Origin of the sequence: Streptomyces dengpaensis (assembly GCF_002946835.1) — a bacterium.
GTDB classification, from domain to species: domain Bacteria; phylum Actinomycetota; class Actinomycetes; order Streptomycetales; family Streptomycetaceae; genus Streptomyces; species Streptomyces dengpaensis.
In genome coordinates, this window is record NZ_CP026652.1 from 6,290,670 (window position 1) to 6,307,719 (window position 17,050).

Consider the following 17,050-nt stretch of genomic DNA (forward strand, 5'->3'; position numbering starts at 1 on the left):
GGCCGACGGTCACCGACCGCTGGCCCTGCGGCGTCTGACTGGCCATGAGGCTGACCACCTTTGGCAGAGGCGTGGTCAAGTCAGCGCGTGAGGTTGATCATCGGCAATCCCGACACGGCAGTCATCCCGGGCGAGGCCGTCGACCGATACTGCCTCATCGGGCCCAGGGCGCACGCTGAGAAGCTGCGTACCCTGCGTGATCTGGGCGTCGACCAGTGCGTCGGCTGTACCAGGCACGGCGTGCGGGAGACGGTCGTCGATGCGTGCGGCGTCGACATGGCGTCGATGCGCTCAGGCCGGCTCCGGCGGAGGTGGCTCCAGCAGGTGGGCAAGCTCGGTGCGGCTGGCCACGCCCAGCTTCGCGGAAAGCCGGTAGAGGTGGCCCTCCACGGTGCGCACGGAGACGGTGAGCCGGTCCGCGATCTGCTGATTGCTCAGCCCTGCCGCCGCCAGCAGCGCGATCTCGCGTTCGCGGCGGGTCAGGGGCAGCGGGCGGGCCCAGGCGAGCAGGGCCGGGGTGCGGACGCCTTGACAGGCGGTGACAAGACGATCGGCAGCGGCGGCCGCCGTGCTCGCGGACCCGGCACGGCCAGCCCGCTGGAAGGCGTCGGCGGCCTGGGCATGGGCGTCGGCAGCGGCGACCGGGGCGCCGGTGCGTGCCAGGTCGTCGGCGGCCGCGCGCAGTGCCTCGCCGTCGTCCGCGTGCAGCGCCGCAGCGTGCCGAGCGGCACCGCGCCCCGCCGGACCGTCCACCTCTTCCGCCAGCTCCGCGAGCCGCTCCGCCGTGGCCCGGCCGGCGTCCCCGAGGCGGACCGCGCAGTGCAGCGCCCACACCTCATAGCCCGGGTGCCCGCGCGCCGCCGCCAGTTTCGCGCCGGTGCGGGCGTGAGCCAACGCTTCGCTCAGCGCACCCTCCGCCGCCGCCGTCCAGGCCCGCGTCACCCACAGCTCCGGATCCCGGACGGCGAACGTCGGGCTGTGTACGGACTCGGCCTGGGCCAGCGTCCGCCGGGCGGCCCCCATGCGACCGCGCAGCGCGTGCGCCCGGGCCAGAGCTACCAGAGCGAACAGCAGGAATCCGCCCGCGTTGCCGTGCTCGCGCAGCCCGCCGACGGCGTCCCGCAGCAGGCGTTCGGCATCGCCGGGACGGCCCTGTTCCAGCAGTGCCTCGCCGAGCACGCAGCCGGACAGCTCGGCGCCGAACGGGATGTTCACGTCCACCGTCCGGTAGGCCAGCGCCAGCGCCACCGCCTCCTCGGTCCGCCCCGCCAGCCACTCCCCGGCGACCTCGGCGAGCGACAGCGGAATCCGCAGAAACCCCAGCTGCCAGGAGCGTGCCATCGCCGCCCGCGCCTGCGCTGCCGAGTCCCGTGCGAGGCGGCTCTGGCCGCGGACGGCGTGGGCGACGGTACGGGTGAGGTTGGCGAGGAGGACGGGTTCGGGGGCTCCTGTCGCGGTGCCCGCCGGCGCCGCCGTGGCTGCATCGTGCAGGGCGTCCGTGTCCCCGGCCGCGGCCAGGAGCCGGAGGTAGGAGCGGATCGCGGCGAGATAGCGGTGGGCGACCGGATCGTGCAGGTGTGTGGCCGTCGCCGCGAGTGCGTCCAGGGCCCCCGCCGTGTCCTGGGCGACCAGAGCGAGACCCAGAATCTGCGGCACGGCGGCCTGGACGTGTTCCAGGTCGCTTCGGGCGAGATCCGTCAACACGCCCAGTTCCGCCGGGAGGTCGTCCGCCCGGGTGTGCGCCATGACCGCCGTGGTGACGATGAGCTGTGCCGGGAATCCGGCCCCCGCCGCCAGTGCGGCCCGTGCCAGCCGCTCGGCCAGCGGCATGTCGACGAGGAGCGCCGCCTGCCCGGCCGCCCGCAGCGAAAGCCTGGCGTCGGGCGGCAGATCGGAGTCGAGGCGCAGCAGGGCCCTGCGCAGGAGATGTGTGGGGGGCTCGGCTGCTTCGGCCGTGTCGCTCGGTTCCAGCGCGCGGGCCAGCATCCCCCGCAGGCGCCGCCCCCGAAGCCGCCTCATCCTCGCGCGGCGGACCTCCCCGTACAGCGGGTGGGCGAGCCGGGCCAGGAGCCGCCCGTCGTCCTCCACGACGGTGAGCAGCCCGCGCTCTTCCGCGGCCTCGACCGCATCCGCCGCCCCGGGCGACACCAGGCCGCTCAGCAGCCGGGTGCCGAGAGGTTCGCCGAGGGCCAACAGGTCGACGATCTCGCCGACCGCGTCCGGGAGTTCACCCATGCTCGCCGCGACCAGGTCCGCGAGCGCCGGGGTCACCGTTGCGACGCCCTTCCAGCGCCACGTCTCCGCCGCCTCGTACAGACCGCCTGACGCCCGCTCGCCCTCGACCAGATGCCGCAGGAACAGCGCGTTGCCCTCCGTCAGCCGCCACAGTCGTTCGGCCGACACGGCGTCCAGCGGCCCGCCCAGCACCGCCGTCAGCAGCTCCGCGCACTCCTGGAGGCCGAGCGGGGGGACGTCGAGGCGCCGTAGCCGCCCGCCCTTCCACAGCCCGGTCACCGCCTCCGGCACGGGCACACCGGAGCGGACCGTCACCACCAGCCCGGCCGCTCCCTCCAGAGCCAACTGCTGGACCAGGAGCGCGGAGAGATCGTCCAGTAGGTGCGCGTCGTCCACGCCCACCACGAGCCCACCCCGGCCCGCGCCCCGGCACATCGCCTGCAGGGTGCGGTGCAGGGCTTCGGCGGGGCCGGTGTCCCCGGGCGCGGCCCAGGCGGCAAACGCGCCCAGCGGGACGGCGCGCGCGGTCGGGGTGCCTACTGCCCAGTGCGTCAGCGCTCCGCGCCGGGCCGCGTCGGCCAGGGCCTCTCTGGCCAGCCGGGTCTTCCCTACCCCCGGTGGTCCGATCAGTACGGTCCCGGCGGGGTGGGCCGCGAGCGGGGCGATGGTTGCCGTGGCCGTCGGGACGCGCCCCGTGGCGAGCGTTCCCTCGATGATCCGCATGTGCTCGGACCGCCCGGCCAGCGGCCAGTCAGGCGTCATGAGCCGAGCGTAGGGACGGCGGCGGCCGCCCGGTACGCCGGAATCGGACGGTCCCCCCGCGGCCCGTCACCGTCCTTTCGGATTCGAGTAGCCGACTACTCGTGCCGCGCCCCCGAACCCCACAGATGCTGGCTGAGCCTCGCTCGACTGGAACGGGGCAACAGGTGGACCGCCCGTCCGGCAGCCGGAGGGGGAACCGGTGTGGAGCAGAGGGCGCACCGCGCACGCCGGCCAGGCGGCCACCGGACAGGAATGACGGGGGAGAACCACAGGTCGATGGATCCCAACATCGACCGGACCACCGTCCTTCGCCCACCAGAAGTAAGGACAAGGACGTGAATCGAACGAAATCCACACAACGCCGCACAGTGGGCGGGCTCGCCGCCCTTTTGCTGGCCGCCGGCACGGTGGGCGTCGCGTTGGCGGCCCCGGCCCAGGCGCGTCAGGCGGAGGAGGCCGTCACACAGGCCTCGCCCGCCGCGGACCGGTACGAGCGGGTGTTCAAATTCAGGGGCTCCGCCGCGGGTGACTGCCGGCGTCTCGCTGGGGCGACCTGGAAGCTCTCGTCAGACGGCCGCGCCTACTTCAAGGGCAAGTTCTGGAGCAGCAGTGGCGACGACGCCTGGCTGATGCGCGCCAAGCTGCTCGACAGCGACGGCGGCCTGATCGGCTACATCCGCACCACCAACGGGCCGGGCCCCGGCGATCGCACCAAGTTCGTCTTCAATCTGCCGGAGTCGAACCAGCTCTACTCCTACGGCCGGAACGGCCGGTTCTCGTCCCATCTCTGGGACGAGATCGACACCATCAGCCTGACGCGCCACTGCTGACGGCGGCGTCCGCCGCGGCACATGAGAACCGCCGGGCAGCGGCGTCACCGCTGCCCGGCCGTTCGGTTGCCGACGAGGGTCGGCCACGTACACCCTGTGCACGCGGGACAGTGTCGGCCTGCCGCAGCCCGGCTCGCTCACGCCACGCCTTGATCTGCCGGCCGACCGCCTTCAGTACGGCACCGGAGTCGTCCTCGGGACCGTTGTCCCAACCCGAACCCTCCGCACCCTCCGCCAACACATGGTCCGTGTTGTTCAGGGTGCGCACGGACGACTACGCTGAGTGACGTGCATCAGAAATTCGCCCAACCCGTCGCCCTGGCGCATCCCAGGGCTACCGCTGTGCCGCCAGCTCCGTCAGTAGCTGGTGGAGTGGCTCGGTGGCGCGGCGGCGGTACTCCTGGATGGCCCACCCGTTTCCGTCCGGGTCCTTGAAGTACATGAACGTGGCGCCGTCCTGTGGTGCGTACTCCTGGGGCTCGCTGAGCTGGAGGCCGCGGGCCGTGAGTTCCTCGTACGCCGCTTTGGCGTCCGTGACGCACAGCTGCATTCCGTGGTACGTCCCCGGCTGCGGCGTCCCCGTCGGGATCTGCAGGCCGTCGATGAGCGCGATGGAGCACCCCGACCCGGGCGGCGTCAGCTGGACGATCCGCACCCCCTCCATCACCTCGCCGTCCAGGTCGACGTGGAAGCCGACCTTGTCCCGGTAGAACTCCTTCGCCCGGTCCACGTCCGATACCGGGAGCAGGATCACTTCGAGGGTCATGTCCATCGCCATCGTGTGACTCCTTCTTCGTCGCATGCGGGTTTCACGCAGCTTCAGCATGCGGGTTTCATGCGGCTTCATGCGGGCTTACGGCACTTCCTGCGGAAGTGGAATGCCGTGCGGGGCGCCACCCTGGGGGCCGGGGATAGGCTCAGGTTTGTACGGCCCTGATCCCATGGCCTGTGCGAGTTCCATCCGACGGGAGGCCGGGATGACGGCGCCGGGGCGCAGGAGCAGTACCTTCTCGCGGCTGCTGCGGCACGGCTTCACCGATCCCTCGGCCGCCGAGCGGCTCCTGGAGAGCGACGAGCTGGCGGACGTACGGTCCGATCCGGTGCTCCTGGAGGCGCTGGGTGCGACCGCCGACCCCGATCTGGCGCTGCACGGTCTCGTCCGGCTCGCCGATGCGCAGGACGGCCACACCGCTCAGCGGGAGCTGCTCGACACGCTGATCGCGGCGAAGCCGCTGCGGGACCGGCTGCTCGGCGTGCTCGGTGCCTCCGCCGCGCTCGCCGACCATCTCGCCCGGCACCCGCGCGACTGGCAGGCGCTCGTCACGTACGAGCCGCAGGACCTGCACCCCGGGGTGGAGGAGTTCGAGCGGGGCCTCGCCGAGGCGACCGACCCGGTCTCGCTGCGCGTCGCCTACCGGCGCTGCCTGCTGTCCATCGCCGCGCGTGACGTGTGCGGCACCACCGACCTCGCCCAGACCGCCGCCGAGCTCGCCGACCTCGCCACCGCGACCCTGCGCGCCGCGCTCGCCATCGCCCGGACGGCCGCGCCCGACGACGCCGCGCTGTGCCGGCTCGCCGTCATCGCGATGGGCAAGTGCGGGGGACACGAACTCAATTACGTGTCCGACGTCGATGTCATCTTCGTGGCGGAAGCCGTCGACGGGGCCGACGAGCGCAAGGCCGTGCAGGCCGCCACCCGGCTTGCCGCGCACATGATGCGGATCTGTTCCGAGACGACGGTCGAGGGAAGCATCTGGCCCGTCGACGCCAATCTGCGGCCCGAGGGGCGGAACGGTCCGCTCGTCCGGACGCTGAGCAGCCATCTCGCCTATTACCAGCGGTGGGCCAAGACCTGGGAGTTCCAGGCGCTGCTCAAGGCGCGGCCCGTGGCCGGGGACCTCGAACTCGGCGAGGAGTACGTGGCCACGCTGGCGCCGCTGGTGTGGCATGCCGCCGAGCGCGAGAACTTCGTCGCCGATGTGCAGAAAATGCGGCGGAGGGTCGTCGAGAACATTCCCGCCGCCGAGATCGAGCGTGAGCTGAAGCTCGGTCCGGGTGGGTTGCGGGATGTCGAGTTTGCGGTGCAGCTGCTTCAGTTGGTGCATGGGCGGGCCGATGCGTCGTTGCGGAGCGGTACGACGCTCGATGCGCTGAAGGCGCTGGCCGCCGGTGGGTACGTCGGGCGCGTCGACGGCGCGCAGCTCGATGCCGCGTATCGGTTTCTGCGGTCCATGGAGCATCGGATCCAGCTGTATCGGCTGCGCCGGACTCATCTTGTGCCGGAGGACGAGGCCGACCAGCGCCGCATCGGCCGCTCCCTCGGTCTGCGCAGCGACCCGGTCGCCGAGTTGAACCGTGAGTGGAAGCGGCACGCCTCCGTCGTACGCCGACTGCACGAGAAGCTCTTCTACCGTCCGCTGCTCGACGCGGTCGCCCAACTCGCCCCCGGTGAGGCTCGGTTGAGTGCCGAGGCGGCACGTGAACGCCTCATCGCCCTCGGCTACGCCGACCCGGCCGCCGCCCTGCGCCACCTGGAGGCGCTGGCCTCCGGGGTCACCCGTAAGGCCGCGATTCAACGGACCCTGCTGCCCGTCTTGTTGGGGTGGTTCGCGGACTCCGCCGATCCTGACGCCGGGTTGCTCAACTTCCGGAAAGTTTCTGATGCGTTGGGCAAGACCCCTTGGTATCTACGGCTGTTGAGGGACGAGGGCGCCGCGGCCGAGAACCTCGCGCGGGTGCTGTCGGCGGGCCGGCTCGCCCCCGACCTGCTGATGCGCGCACCCGAAGCCGTGGCGCTGCTGGGCGACGGTGACGGCGGTGGGCTGGAGCCGCGAGGGCGGGCCCACCTGGAGCAGGAGATCCTCGCCGCGGTCGGCCGCGCCGACGGCGCCACGCAGGCGGTCGCGGCGGCACGTGGCGTACGGCGCCGCGAACTGTTCCGTACGGCCGCCGCCGACATCGTCGGTTCCTACGGCACCGAGACGCAGCCGGCCGAGCCCGACCAGGGCGCTCTGGTCGACACCATCGGTGGCGCGATCTCCGACCTGACCGTCGCCACGCTCGCCGGCACCCTGCGCGCGGTGGTGCGCGACGGGTGGGGCGACACCCTGCCGACCCGCTTCGCGATCATCGGCATGGGCCGCTTCGGCGGGCACGAACTGGGCTACGGCTCCGACGCGGACGTCCTGTTCGTGCATGAGCCCCGGGAGGGGGTGGACGAGCAGGAGGCCGCGCGTGCGGCGAATGCCGTGGTCGCCGAGATGAGGCGGTTGCTTCAGATTCCCAGTGCGGATCCGCCGTTGCTGGTGGATGCGGACCTGCGGCCCGAGGGGAAGTCGGGGCCGCTCGTACGGACGTTGAAGTCGTACGAGGCGTACTACCGGCGGTGGTCGTTGGTGTGGGAGTCGCAGGCCTTGCTGCGGGCGGAAGTTGTGGCGGGGGACGAGGACTTGGGGCGCCGGTTCATCGAGTTGATTGATCCGTTGCGGTATCCGGCCGAGGGGCTGGGTGACGAGGCGGTGCGGGAGATTCGGCGGCTGAAGGCTCGGATGGAGTCGGAGCGGTTGCCTCGCGGGGCGGACCCTACGTTGCACGCCAAGCTGGGGCGGGGTGGGCTGTCCGACGTCGAATGGACCGTGCAGTTGATGCAGTTGCGGCAGGGGTGGGCGGAGCCGGGGCTTCGGACCACGCGGACGCGGGAGGCGCTGGGCGCAGCGTGTGCGGCGGGGCTGTTGTCCGGGGAGGATGCGGCGACGCTGGATGACGCGTGGGTGCTGGCTTCGCGGGTGCGGAACGCTGTGATGCTGGTGCGGGGGCGGGCGGGGGATACGTTTCCGTCGGGTGGGCGTGAGCTTGCCGCGGTGGGGCGGTACTTGGGGTACGGGCCGGGGCATGTGGGGGACATGCTGGACGACTATCGGCGGACTACTCGGCGGGCTCGGGCCGTTGTGGAGTCGTTGTTCTACGGGGCGTAGTCGCTGCCGCTGTTGCTGCCGGGTTCGCCTGCCGCCGGTGCGCTTTGCGCCGGTGGGTGGGTCGGGGCCGTGCCGGTACATCCGCCCGTCGTGGCCGGTGGATCAGGCGTTGGATTACAGGAGCCGTTTCCAGATCCGAACGGGGCGACGGGCATGTGATGTACCGGCACGGCCCCTCCCGTGCGTCGGCGACTGCGGGTGCGTGGGGGCGTGCGTCCTTCACACCGTGGGTGGGAAGCCGAAGCCTCCCGGCCCGTCCGGTGTCCGAGGACGAGGCAACGAGCCGCGCTCACCAACCGGTCCGCATTTCCCACCCGCCCCCGCCGCGCCTCCACCCGGCCCGGCGAAGGTGGTCTTTCAGCCCGTCCGCCGTTCGAGGACGAGGCAACAAGCCGCGCTCACCAACCGGTCCGCATTTCCCACCCGCCCCCGCCGCGCCTCCACCCGGCCCGGCGAAGGTGGTCTTTCAGCCCGTCCGCCGTTCGAGGACGAGACGACGAACCGCTCCCCCCACCCACCCCCACGCCTCCACCTCTCCCGCCCACCCCGCCGCGCCTCCACCCCGGCTGGCGGAGGTGGTCTTTTTCAGCCCGTCCGGCGTTTGAGGACGAGGCCGTTCAGGCAGAAGCGGGGGTCTGGGGGCGGCAGTCTCCAGGTACGGGAATGGGGGGCGCCCTGGGTGGTGAGATGGCGGGCCATGTAGGCGAAGGCGATCGCGTAGCTGGCGGCCGCGCCCAGGAGGGACAGGGTGCCCCAGCTGGCGAGGCCCGCGTGGTGGCAGGGGGCGAAGATCAGGAGGACCCCGGCGAAACCCAGGAGGAGGCCGGTCAGGCGGAGGGGCCGGAAGGCGCGATCCGTGCCCAGGAGGGCGCCGATGAGGAGCGACCAGAGGGGCGTCGTCGCGTTCAGGACACCCGCGACGCCGGAGTCGACCGTCTGCTCGCCCAGGGCGAAGAGGGCGAACGGTATGGCGTTGCAGAAGAGGGCGGCGATGGCCAGATGGCCCCAGAGCGCGCGGGAGCGGGGGAGTCGCTGGGTGGCCCGGCGGGCCAGGAGGAAGAGGACCGTTGTGCCCAGGGCGCAGCGGATGACGGTGATGTGTGCGGGCGACAGGCCGTGGTTCAGGGCCAGCTTGATCCAGAGGAAGCCCGAGCCCCAGAGGAGGGCCAGGGGCGCCATGCGCAGGGGTTCGTGGCCGCGGGGCTCGGGGTGATCTGATTCCCGGGCTCGGGCTGGGGGGCCGGCATCCCGATGTGGTGGTGCGGAAGGTGCGCGGTCCCGAGCCGGTGCGGGCCATCTACGCGGCCGTACGGGAGACGGCTCCCGAGCGGCCAGCCCTCCAGGGGCTGTTGGACGCGCTTCGGGGTGTGGCCGCCGAGGCGGCGTAGGCCCTGGAGGTTCGCTCCCGGCTCGGCGGCGCAGGCCCTGGAGGCTCGCTCCCGGCTCCCGGCTCCCGGCTCCCGGCTCCGGCTCCCCGTCCCGGATCCCGGGTTCAGGCCTCGGCCGGCACCAGCGCCGCCCCCCGCGCCCCCGCTACCCGGCGCGGCAGCGCATACGGCAGGGTGCCGTACCAGACGTGGGCCACCGCGAAGCCGACGGCGAGGCACAGCATGCCGCCCACGGCGTCGAGCCAGAAGTGGTTGGCGGTGGCGACGATCACCACGAGCGTGGCCACCGGGTACAGCAGCCCGAGGACGCGGCCCCAGGGCACCGACGCCAGCGCGAAGATCGTCAGGCCGCACCACAGGGACCAGCCGATGTGCATGGAGGGCATCGCGGCGTATTGGTTGGACATGTGCTTCAGGTCGCCGGACGCCATGGAGCCCCAGGTCTGGTGGACGAGCACCGTGTCGACGAAGCCGCCGCCGTTCATCAGGCGGGGCGGCGCCAAGGGGAAGAAGTAGTAGCCGACGAGGGCGACCGCGGTCGTGGCGAAGAGGGCCAGCCGCGTCGCCGCGTAACGGCCGGGATGGCTGCGGTACAGCCACACCAGGACGCCCAGCGTCACCACGAAGTGGAGCGTCGCGTAGTAGTAGTTCATCCCCACGATCAGCCATGTCACCGAATTCACGGTGTGGTTGACCGTCTCCTCGACGGCGACCCCGAGCTGGTGCTCCACCCGCCAGATCCAGTCCGCGTTGCGCAGCGCCTCGTGCTTCTGTTCCGGCACGGCGTTGCGGATCAGCGAGTAGGTCCAGTAACTGACCGCGATGAGCAGGATCTCGAACCAGAAGCGGGGGCGGCGCGGGGCCCGCAGGCGACGCAGGAAGGACTCGCGTGCCTCCTCCTCCGCGACGGGCTGTGGGGTGGCCTGCTCCTGGCCTTCCAGTGTCGTCACGGTCGTCTCACCCATAGGCACAGAGTCTGCCAGAAAAGCCTTCCCCCGCCGATCATCCCCTGGTCGGGTCTCGGTCGCATGTTCTACGCCCAGTAGACGTCAACGTGCGCCCTGTGTGCTCCTCCTCAGGGACGATTCCGGTCCCCAGGGGCAGAAGCGGTCGAACCGCGCACCACCAGTTCCGGCATGAACACGAACTCACTGTGCGGAGCGGGCGTCCCGCCGATCTCCTCCAGCAACGTCCGTACCGCCGCCTGCCCCATGGCGGGCACCGGCTTGCGGATCGTGGTGAGCGGTGGGTCGGTGAAGGCGATGAGCGGCGAATCGTCGAACCCCACGACCGAGATGTCCTTCGGAACCTCCAGGCCGCGCCGGCGCGCCTCCCGTATCGCGCCGAGGGCCATCATGTCGCTGGCGCAGACGACGGCCGTGCAGTCACGGTCCATCAGGGCGCTCGCCGCGGCCTGGCCGCCCTCCAGGGTGTACAGCGAGTGCTGGATCAGCCGCTCCTCGATGTCCGCGGGACTCAGGCCCAACTGCTCCTGCATCGTACGTACGAAGCCCTCGACCTTGCGCTGTACGGGCACGAACCGCTTGGGCCCCAGGGCGAGTCCGATGTTCGTGTGCCCGAGCGAGACGAGGTGCGTGACCGCCAGGGCCATCGCCGCACGGTCGTCGGGCGAGATGAACGGCGCCTGCACCTTGGGCGAAAAGCCGTCGACCAGGACGAAGGGGACTCCCTGGGCGCGCAACTGGTCATAGCGCTGCATGTCCGCGGAGGTGTCGGCGTGCAGTCCGGAGACGAAGATGATGCCGGCGACACCGCGGTCCACCAGCATCTCCGTCAGCTCGTCCTCCGTCGACCCGCCCGGCGTCTGGGTCGCGAGGACCGGCGTATAGCCCTGCCGCGTCAGCGCCTGCCCGATGACCTGCGCCAGCGCGGGGAATATCGGGTTCTCCAGCTCCGGGGTTATCAGGCCCACCAGGCCCGCGCTGCGCTGTCGCAGACGCACGGGGCGCTCGTAGCCCAGTACGTCGAGCGCGGCCAGGACGGACTGGCGGGTGGTGGCGGCGACGCCCGGCTTCCCGTTCAGGACGCGGCTGACGGTCGCCTCGCTGACCCCCGCTTGGGCTGCGATGTCGGCAAGCCGTGTGGTCACAGGACGGGACTGTACTGGCCGGGTCTCACCCTGCCCACCAACCAGACGCCGTGTGCGGGCGGTTGAACGGCCCGCTCCGGGCTGCTGCGTCATCGCGCTCCCTCGTGTTCTGGTCGGCTCGGCGTCCCTTGCGCGCGCCGCGGAAAGGGTGGCTCCTGCAAGGCGCTGACGGGGCGATGATCCCCGTACCCGACAACTGTGGCAAGAGCTTTCAGAGTCTTGCACAGGGGCTTCCATGTCTGCTGAGCGGCCTCGTACGGGGGTTTCCGAGCCGCCGACGACAGGTCACGGGCGCGTAACTCTCGGCAGGCCTTGCACTTTTTTGCTGCAAGGTCTTTCGCGGCGCTTACAACGCTGTTACGTTCACGTCGCCCGGCGGACGCAACGGCGCAGTCGGCAAGTCGGAAAGGGGAGCGGGCTCGACCGCTGCCCCCACCACTCGGGCTTTCACCCTCAAGGAGATCTCATGCGGCGTGGCATAGCGGCCACCGCGCTGGTGGCGTCCCTCGCCCTCGCGGCGACGGCCTGCGGCGGCAGTGACAGCGGCAGCGACAAGTCGGACGGCCCCCTCACCATCACCTGGTGGGACACCTCCAACGCCACCAATGAGGCGCCGACGTACCAGGCCCTGGCCAAGGAATTCGAGAAGGCCAACCCCGGCATCAAGGTCAAGTACGTCAACGTCCCCTTCGACCAGGCGCAGAACAAGTTCGACACGGCCGCCGGCTCCAAGGGCGCCCCGGACATCCTGCGCTCCGAGGTCGGCTGGACCCCGGCGTTCGCGAAGAAGGGCTTCTTCCTGCCGCTCGACGGCACCGAGGCGCTCGCGGACGAGAGCAAGTTCCAGTCCAGCCTGATCGAGCAGGCCAAGTACGAGGGCAAGACGTACGGCGTGCCGATCGTCACCGACACCCTCGCCCTGGTCTACAACAAGGACCTCTTCGAGAAGGCCGGCATCAGCGAGGCACCCAAGACCTGGGCCGACCTGAAGACCGCCGCCGCCACGGTCAAGAAGAAGACGGGCGTCGACGGCTACTGGGGCTCGACGCAGGCGTACTACGCGCAGTCGTTCCTCTACGGCGAGGGCACAGACACGGTCGACGCCACCGCCAAGAAGGTCACCGTGAACTCGGCCGCCGCGAAGAAGGCGTACGGGACCTGGCAGGGCATGTTCTCCGGCAGCGGCCTGCACAAGGCCGACACCACCGCCGACGCGTACGCCCACATCCAGGACGCGTTCGTCAACGGCAAGGTCGCCGCGATCGTCCAGGGCCCGTGGGAGATCACCAACTTCTACAAGGGCTCGGCCTTCAAGGACAAGACCAACCTCGGTATCGCCACCGTCCCGGCCGGCTCCACCGGCAAGGCGGGCGCCCCGACCGGCGGTCACAACCTCTCGGTGTACGCGGGCTCGGACAAGGCCCACCAGGAGGCCTCGCTGAAGTTCCTGAAGTTCATGACGTCGGCGAAGTCCCAGGAGACGACCGCCCTCAAGAACTCCACGCTGCCGACGCGTGACGACGCCTACACCGCCGAGGTCAAGGCCGACCCGGGCATCGCGGGCTACCAGGCGGTGCTCGCCTCCGCCCAGCCGCGCCCGGCGCTGCCCGAGTACAGCTCGCTGTGGGGCCCGCTCGACACCGAGCTGCCCAAGATCGCCGGTGGCAAGGTGTCGCTGGACAAGGGTCTGAGCAACGCGGAGACCGCGATCGCCAAGCTGGTCCCGGACTTCAGCAAGTGACCTCGTATGGCCGTCGGATCCTCCTGACCACTGAGGGGACGGATCCGGCGGCCATCGGCCTGTGCCAGCACCGACCTGGCCACTCCGTAGTGCCGTAGATCTTCCAGAAGGTGTCGAACCATGACAGTCGCCATCGACCGAGCGACCGGCAAGCGCCGCGGTGACCGAGCGCCGCGCCCGGGCCGGCTGCAGCGTCTCAAGCACTCGTACCAGAAGTACTGGTACGCGTACGCGATGATCGCCCCGGTCGTCGTCGTACTGGGCGTACTGGTGCTCTATCCGCTGGTGGAGGGCTTCTACCTGACTCTCACGGACGCCAACAGCCTCAACTCGGCCCGCACCATCGGCGTCAACCACATCGAGGCCACGTACAAGTTCATCGGCCTCGACAACTACAAGGACATCCTGTGGGGGCCGACCTCGTACGACCGTTTCTGGTCGCACTTCATCTGGACGATCGTGTGGACGGCGCTCTGTGTCGTCCTGCACTACTGCATCGGCCTCGGTCTCGCGCTGCTGCTCAACCAGAAGCTGCGCGGCCGGACCTTCTACCGGCTGATCCTGGTCCTGCCGTGGGCCGTGCCGACCTTCGTCACCGTCTTCGGCTGGCGCTTCATGCTCGCCGACGGCGGCATCATCAATTCCATGCTCGACGCGGTGCACCTGCCGTCGCCGCTGTGGCTGGAGGATTCCTTCTGGCAGCGGTTCGCGGCGATCATGGTCAACACCTGGTGCGGTGTGCCGTTCATGATGGTCTCGCTGCTCGGCGGACTGCAGTCCATCGACTCCACCTTGTACGAGGCCGCCGAGATGGACGGCGCGAACGCCTGGCAGCGGTTCCGGTACGTCACTCTGCCGGGTCTGAGGTCCGTCAGCTCCACCGTCGTACTCCTCGGCGTCATCTGGACCTTCAACCAGTTCGCCGTCATCTTCCTGCTGTTCGGTGACACCGCACCCGACGCGCAGATCCTCGTCACCTGGGCCTACTACCTGGGCTTCGGCCAACAACCGCGCGACTTCGCGCAGTCGGCGGCCTACGGCATGCTGCTCCTGGCCATCCTTGTCGTCTTCACCTCCTTCTACCGCCGCTGGCTGAACCGCAATGAGCAGCAGCTCGCGATCTGAGGCAGGAGTCCCCATGAGTACCACCACCCTTCAGACGCCTCCGGCCGACCAGGTCCCCGCGTACGACGAGCCCCGCAAGGCGCGCAAACGCGGTGACCGCGGCCTCGCCGGCTCGTTGGCCTCCCACGGCCTCCTGATCGTCGCGAGCCTGATCGCCATGTTCCCGATCGCCTGGCTGTTCTACCTGTCCCTCGGCCCGGACAAGGACGACTACCTCCACCCCGCGGGCATCTGGGACAAGATGACGCTCGACAACTACGCGTTCGTGCTCCAGCACACGAACTTCTTCGACTGGTTGAAGAGTTCGCTGATCGTCTCGCTGGGCACCGCGTTCATCGGTGTGCTCGTCGCCGCCACCACCGGCTACGCGGTCTCCCGCATGCGCTTCCCCGGGTACAGGAAGTTCATGTGGGTGCTTCTGGTCACCCAGATGTTCCCGGTGGCCGTGCTCATGGTGCCGATGTACCAGATCCTGTCGAACCTGCAGCTCATCGACAGCTACCTCGGTCTCATCCTCGTCTACTTGACGACGACCGTGCCGTACTGCGCATGGCTGATGAAGGGCTACTTCGACACCATTCCGTTCGAGATCGACGAGGCGGGGCGCGTCGACGGGCTGACCCCCTTCGGCACGTTCACACGGCTGATCCTGCCGCTCGCCAAGCCGGGCCTGGCCGTCGCCGCCTTCTACAGCTTCCTCACCGCCTTCGGCGAGGTCGCGTTCGCCGCGACGTTCATGCTGTCCGACACGAAGTACACCTTCGCCGTGGGACTGATGAGCTACGTCAGCGAGCACGACGCGCAGCGCCACCTCATGGCGGCCACCGCCGTGCTGGTCGCGATACCCGCGTCCGCGTTCTTCTACCTCGTGCAGAAGAACCTGGTGACCGGCCTCACCGCGGGCGGCACGAAGGGCTGATTCCCTCCCAGGGCTCCCGCGCGCCTGTCCGCGCGGGTGGCGGCCGCGGTGCCCCTCCGACCCCGCCGGCATCGCGGCCGCTTCGTCAACCGCCCGACGTACGTCGTACGTACGCATGCACATCCACGACCAGACCCCCCGTCACGCACAAGGACGCCATGAGCCAGCACTCCGCCGACCAGGCCCCGAACTCCGCTCTCGCCACCGTCGCCGGCCATCGCGACTGGTGGCGCGACGCGGTGATCTACCAGGTCTATCCGCGCAGCTTCGCCGACAGCAACGGCGACGGCATGGGCGACTTGGAGGGCGTACGTTCCCGACTCCCGTACCTGCGCGACCTCGGCGTGGACGCCGTGTGGCTCAGCCCCTTCTACGCCTCGCCGCAGGCCGACGCCGGCTACGACGTGGCGGACTACCGGGCCGTCGACCCCATGTTCGGCAACCTCATGGACGCCGACGCCCTCATCCGCGACGCCCACGAACTGGGTCTGCGGATCATTGTCGACCTGGTCCCCAACCACTCCTCCGACCAGCACGAGTGGTTCAAGCAGGCCCTGCGCGAAGGCCCCGGCTCGCCGCTGCGGGAGCGCTACCACTTCCGGCCGGGCAAGGGCGAGAGCGGTGAACTTCCGCCCAACGACTGGGAGTCCATCTTCGGCGGCCCCGCCTGGACCCGGGTCACCGAGCCGGACGGCACCCCCGGCGAGTGGTACCTGCACCTCTTCGCCCCTGAGCAGCCCGACTTCAACTGGGACCACCCGGCCGTGGGCGACGAGTTCCGCTCGATCCTGCGGTTCTGGCTGGACATGGGCGTCGACGGCTTCCGCATCGACGTGGCACACGGACTGGTGAAGGCGGCGGGTCTGCCGGACCTGGGCGCCCACGACCAGCTGAAGCTGCTGGGCAACGACGTCATGCCGTTCTTCGACCAGGACGGCGTGCACGTCATCTACCGGCAGTGGCGCACGATCCTCGACGAGTACGCGGGCAATGAAACAGGGCCCGAAGGGCCTTCCTCGGAAGGGCGGGGGCGGGAGACGGGCGGGCGGATCTTCGTGGCCGAGGCCTGGACTCCCACCGTCGAGCGCACCGCGAACTACGTCCGCCCCGACGAACTCCACCAGGCCTTCAACTTCCAGTACCTGAGCACCGCCTGGGACGCGAAGGAGCTGCGGACGGTCATCGACCGTACCCTCGCGGCGATGCGCCCGGTCGGCGCCCCCGCCACCTGGGTCCTGTCCAACCACGACGTCACCCGGCACGCCACCCGCTTCGCCAACCCGCCCGGCCTCGGCACCCAGATCCGCACCGCGGGCGACCGCGGCCTGGGCCTGCGCCGGGCCCGTGCCGCCACGCTGCTGATGCTGGCGCTGCCCGGTTCGGCGTACGTCTACCAGGGCGAGGAACTCGGCCTCCCGGACGTCGTCGACCTGCCCGACGAGGTGCGCCAGGACCCCGCGTACTTCAGGGGCGCGGGCCAGGACGGCTTCCGCGACGGCTGCCGGGTGCCGATCCCGTGGACGCGGGAAGGTTCCTCGTACGGCTTCGGCAGTGGCGGAAGCTGGCTTCCGCAGCCTTCGGTCTGGGCCGAGTTGAGCGTGCAGGCGCAGGAGGGTGTGCCGGGTTCGACGCTGGAGCTGTACCGCTCGGCGCTGCGCGTCCGCCGGGAGAGGCCCGACCTCGGCGCGGGCGACGCGGTGGAGTGGCTGAGCGCCCCCGAGGGCGTCCTCGTCTTCCGGCGCGGGGAGTTCGTGTGCGTCGCGAACACCACGGGGGAGTCGGTGACCACCCCGGCGTACGGACGCGTGCTGCTCACCAGCGGCGAGGTGACCGAGGCCGCCGGCGAGGCGAAGGTGCCGGCCGACACGACGGTGTGGTGGACGACGGCCTGACGGCAGGTCATCCGCAGGTCGTCCGCAACGTTCTGGCGTCAACTTCCCCCGCCCCGCTGCCCTTTTGGGCGGCG

The 17,050-nt window shown here is 70.5% G+C and carries 10 protein-coding genes and 2 pseudogenes; 7 read left to right on the forward strand and 5 right to left on the reverse strand.

Annotated features, from left to right (window positions below):
• Nucleotides 1-291: 291 nt before the first annotated feature.
• Nucleotides 292-2,997 (reverse strand): helix-turn-helix transcriptional regulator, encoded by a 2,706-nt coding sequence (locus C4B68_RS29015; protein WP_143674318.1) that lies wholly within the window; start codon nucleotides 2,995-2,997, stop codon nucleotides 292-294.
• 335 nt (nucleotides 2,998-3,332) lie between these two features.
• Between C4B68_RS29015 and C4B68_RS29020 the strand changes: the two genes are divergently transcribed.
• The gene (locus C4B68_RS29020; RefSeq protein WP_143674320.1) at nucleotides 3,333-3,827 is read left to right on the forward strand and encodes a DUF6294 family protein; all 495 of its coding nucleotides are present in this window, start codon (nucleotides 3,333-3,335) and stop codon (nucleotides 3,825-3,827) included.
• Between the two features lie 334 nt (nucleotides 3,828-4,161).
• Here C4B68_RS29020 and C4B68_RS29030 read toward each other — a convergent pair whose 3' ends face one another.
• Complete coding sequence (locus C4B68_RS29030; RefSeq protein ID WP_099501148.1) at nucleotides 4,162-4,599, reverse strand: VOC family protein; 438 nt, start codon at nucleotides 4,597-4,599, stop codon at nucleotides 4,162-4,164.
• Between the two features lie 205 nt (nucleotides 4,600-4,804).
• On the opposite strand from C4B68_RS29030, the gene C4B68_RS29035 reads away from it, so the two are divergent.
• The gene (locus C4B68_RS29035) at nucleotides 4,805-7,801 is read left to right on the forward strand and encodes a bifunctional [glutamine synthetase] adenylyltransferase/[glutamine synthetase]-adenylyl-L-tyrosine phosphorylase (RefSeq protein WP_099500864.1); all 2,997 of its coding nucleotides are present in this window, start codon (nucleotides 4,805-4,807) and stop codon (nucleotides 7,799-7,801) included.
• A gap of 666 nt (nucleotides 7,802-8,467) precedes the next feature.
• Here C4B68_RS29035 and C4B68_RS29040 read toward each other — a convergent pair.
• Nucleotides 8,468-8,980: pseudogene (locus C4B68_RS29040) on the reverse strand (DMT family transporter); the annotation flags it as partial.
• Between C4B68_RS29040 and C4B68_RS29045 the strand changes: the two are divergent.
• Nucleotides 8,981-9,189 (forward strand): annotated as a pseudogene (locus C4B68_RS29045) (LysR substrate-binding domain-containing protein); the annotation flags it as partial.
• A gap of 104 nt (nucleotides 9,190-9,293) precedes the next feature.
• Here C4B68_RS29045 and C4B68_RS29050 read toward each other — a convergent pair.
• Together C4B68_RS29050 and C4B68_RS29055 are read right to left on the reverse strand one after the other, a co-directional pair.
• Nucleotides 9,294-10,154 carry a phosphatase PAP2 family protein gene (locus C4B68_RS29050; protein WP_099500865.1) on the reverse strand — a complete coding sequence of 287 codons (861 nt, stop codon included), beginning with the start codon at nucleotides 10,152-10,154 and terminating at the stop codon, nucleotides 9,294-9,296.
• 110 nt (nucleotides 10,155-10,264) lie between these two features.
• Entirely contained in the window at nucleotides 10,265-11,299 is a 1,035-nt protein-coding gene (locus C4B68_RS29055) for a LacI family DNA-binding transcriptional regulator (RefSeq protein ID WP_276311602.1), read from the reverse strand.
• Between the two features lie 466 nt (nucleotides 11,300-11,765).
• Here C4B68_RS29055 and C4B68_RS29060 point away from each other — a divergent pair, with 466 nt between their 5' ends.
• From C4B68_RS29060 to C4B68_RS29075, 4 genes are all read left to right on the forward strand, one after another.
• The gene (locus tag C4B68_RS29060) at nucleotides 11,766-13,040 is read left to right on the forward strand and encodes an extracellular solute-binding protein (protein ID WP_099500867.1); all 1,275 of its coding nucleotides are present in this window, start codon (nucleotides 11,766-11,768) and stop codon (nucleotides 13,038-13,040) included.
• A 120-nt stretch (nucleotides 13,041-13,160) separates the two neighbouring features.
• Nucleotides 13,161-14,165 carry a carbohydrate ABC transporter permease gene (locus tag C4B68_RS29065; RefSeq protein WP_099500868.1) on the forward strand — a complete coding sequence of 335 codons (1,005 nt, stop codon included), beginning with the start codon at nucleotides 13,161-13,163 and terminating at the stop codon, nucleotides 14,163-14,165.
• Between the two features lie 13 nt (nucleotides 14,166-14,178).
• Nucleotides 14,179-15,084, forward strand: coding sequence for a sugar ABC transporter permease (locus C4B68_RS29070; protein ID WP_099500869.1), 906 nt, complete (start codon nucleotides 14,179-14,181; stop codon nucleotides 15,082-15,084).
• Between the two features lie 158 nt (nucleotides 15,085-15,242).
• Nucleotides 15,243-16,976, forward strand: coding sequence for a glycoside hydrolase family 13 protein (locus tag C4B68_RS29075; protein ID WP_099500870.1), 1,734 nt, complete (start codon nucleotides 15,243-15,245; stop codon nucleotides 16,974-16,976).
• Nucleotides 16,977-17,050: the final 74 nt, after the last annotated feature.

Bases quoted from the DNA above. Each gene is read 5' to 3' on its own strand.
- C4B68_RS29030 (WP_099501148.1), bottom strand. From the start codon at position 4,599: ATGGACATGACCCTCGAAGTGATCCTGCTCCCGGTATCGGACGTGGAC.
- C4B68_RS29070 (WP_099500869.1), top strand. From the start codon at position 14,179: ATGAGTACCACCACCCTTCAGACGCCTCCGGCCGACCAGGTCCCCGCG.
- C4B68_RS29065 (WP_099500868.1), top strand. From the start codon at position 13,161: ATGACAGTCGCCATCGACCGAGCGACCGGCAAGCGCCGCGGTGACCGA.
- C4B68_RS29050 (WP_099500865.1), bottom strand. From the start codon at position 10,154: ATGGGTGAGACGACCGTGACGACACTGGAAGGCCAGGAGCAGGCCACC.
- C4B68_RS29015 (WP_143674318.1), bottom strand. From the start codon at position 2,997: ATGACGCCTGACTGGCCGCTGGCCGGGCGGTCCGAGCACATGCGGATC.
- C4B68_RS29075 (WP_099500870.1), top strand. From the start codon at position 15,243: ATGAGCCAGCACTCCGCCGACCAGGCCCCGAACTCCGCTCTCGCCACC.
- C4B68_RS29060 (WP_099500867.1), top strand. From the start codon at position 11,766: ATGCGGCGTGGCATAGCGGCCACCGCGCTGGTGGCGTCCCTCGCCCTC.
- C4B68_RS29035 (WP_099500864.1), top strand. From the start codon at position 4,805: ATGACGGCGCCGGGGCGCAGGAGCAGTACCTTCTCGCGGCTGCTGCGG.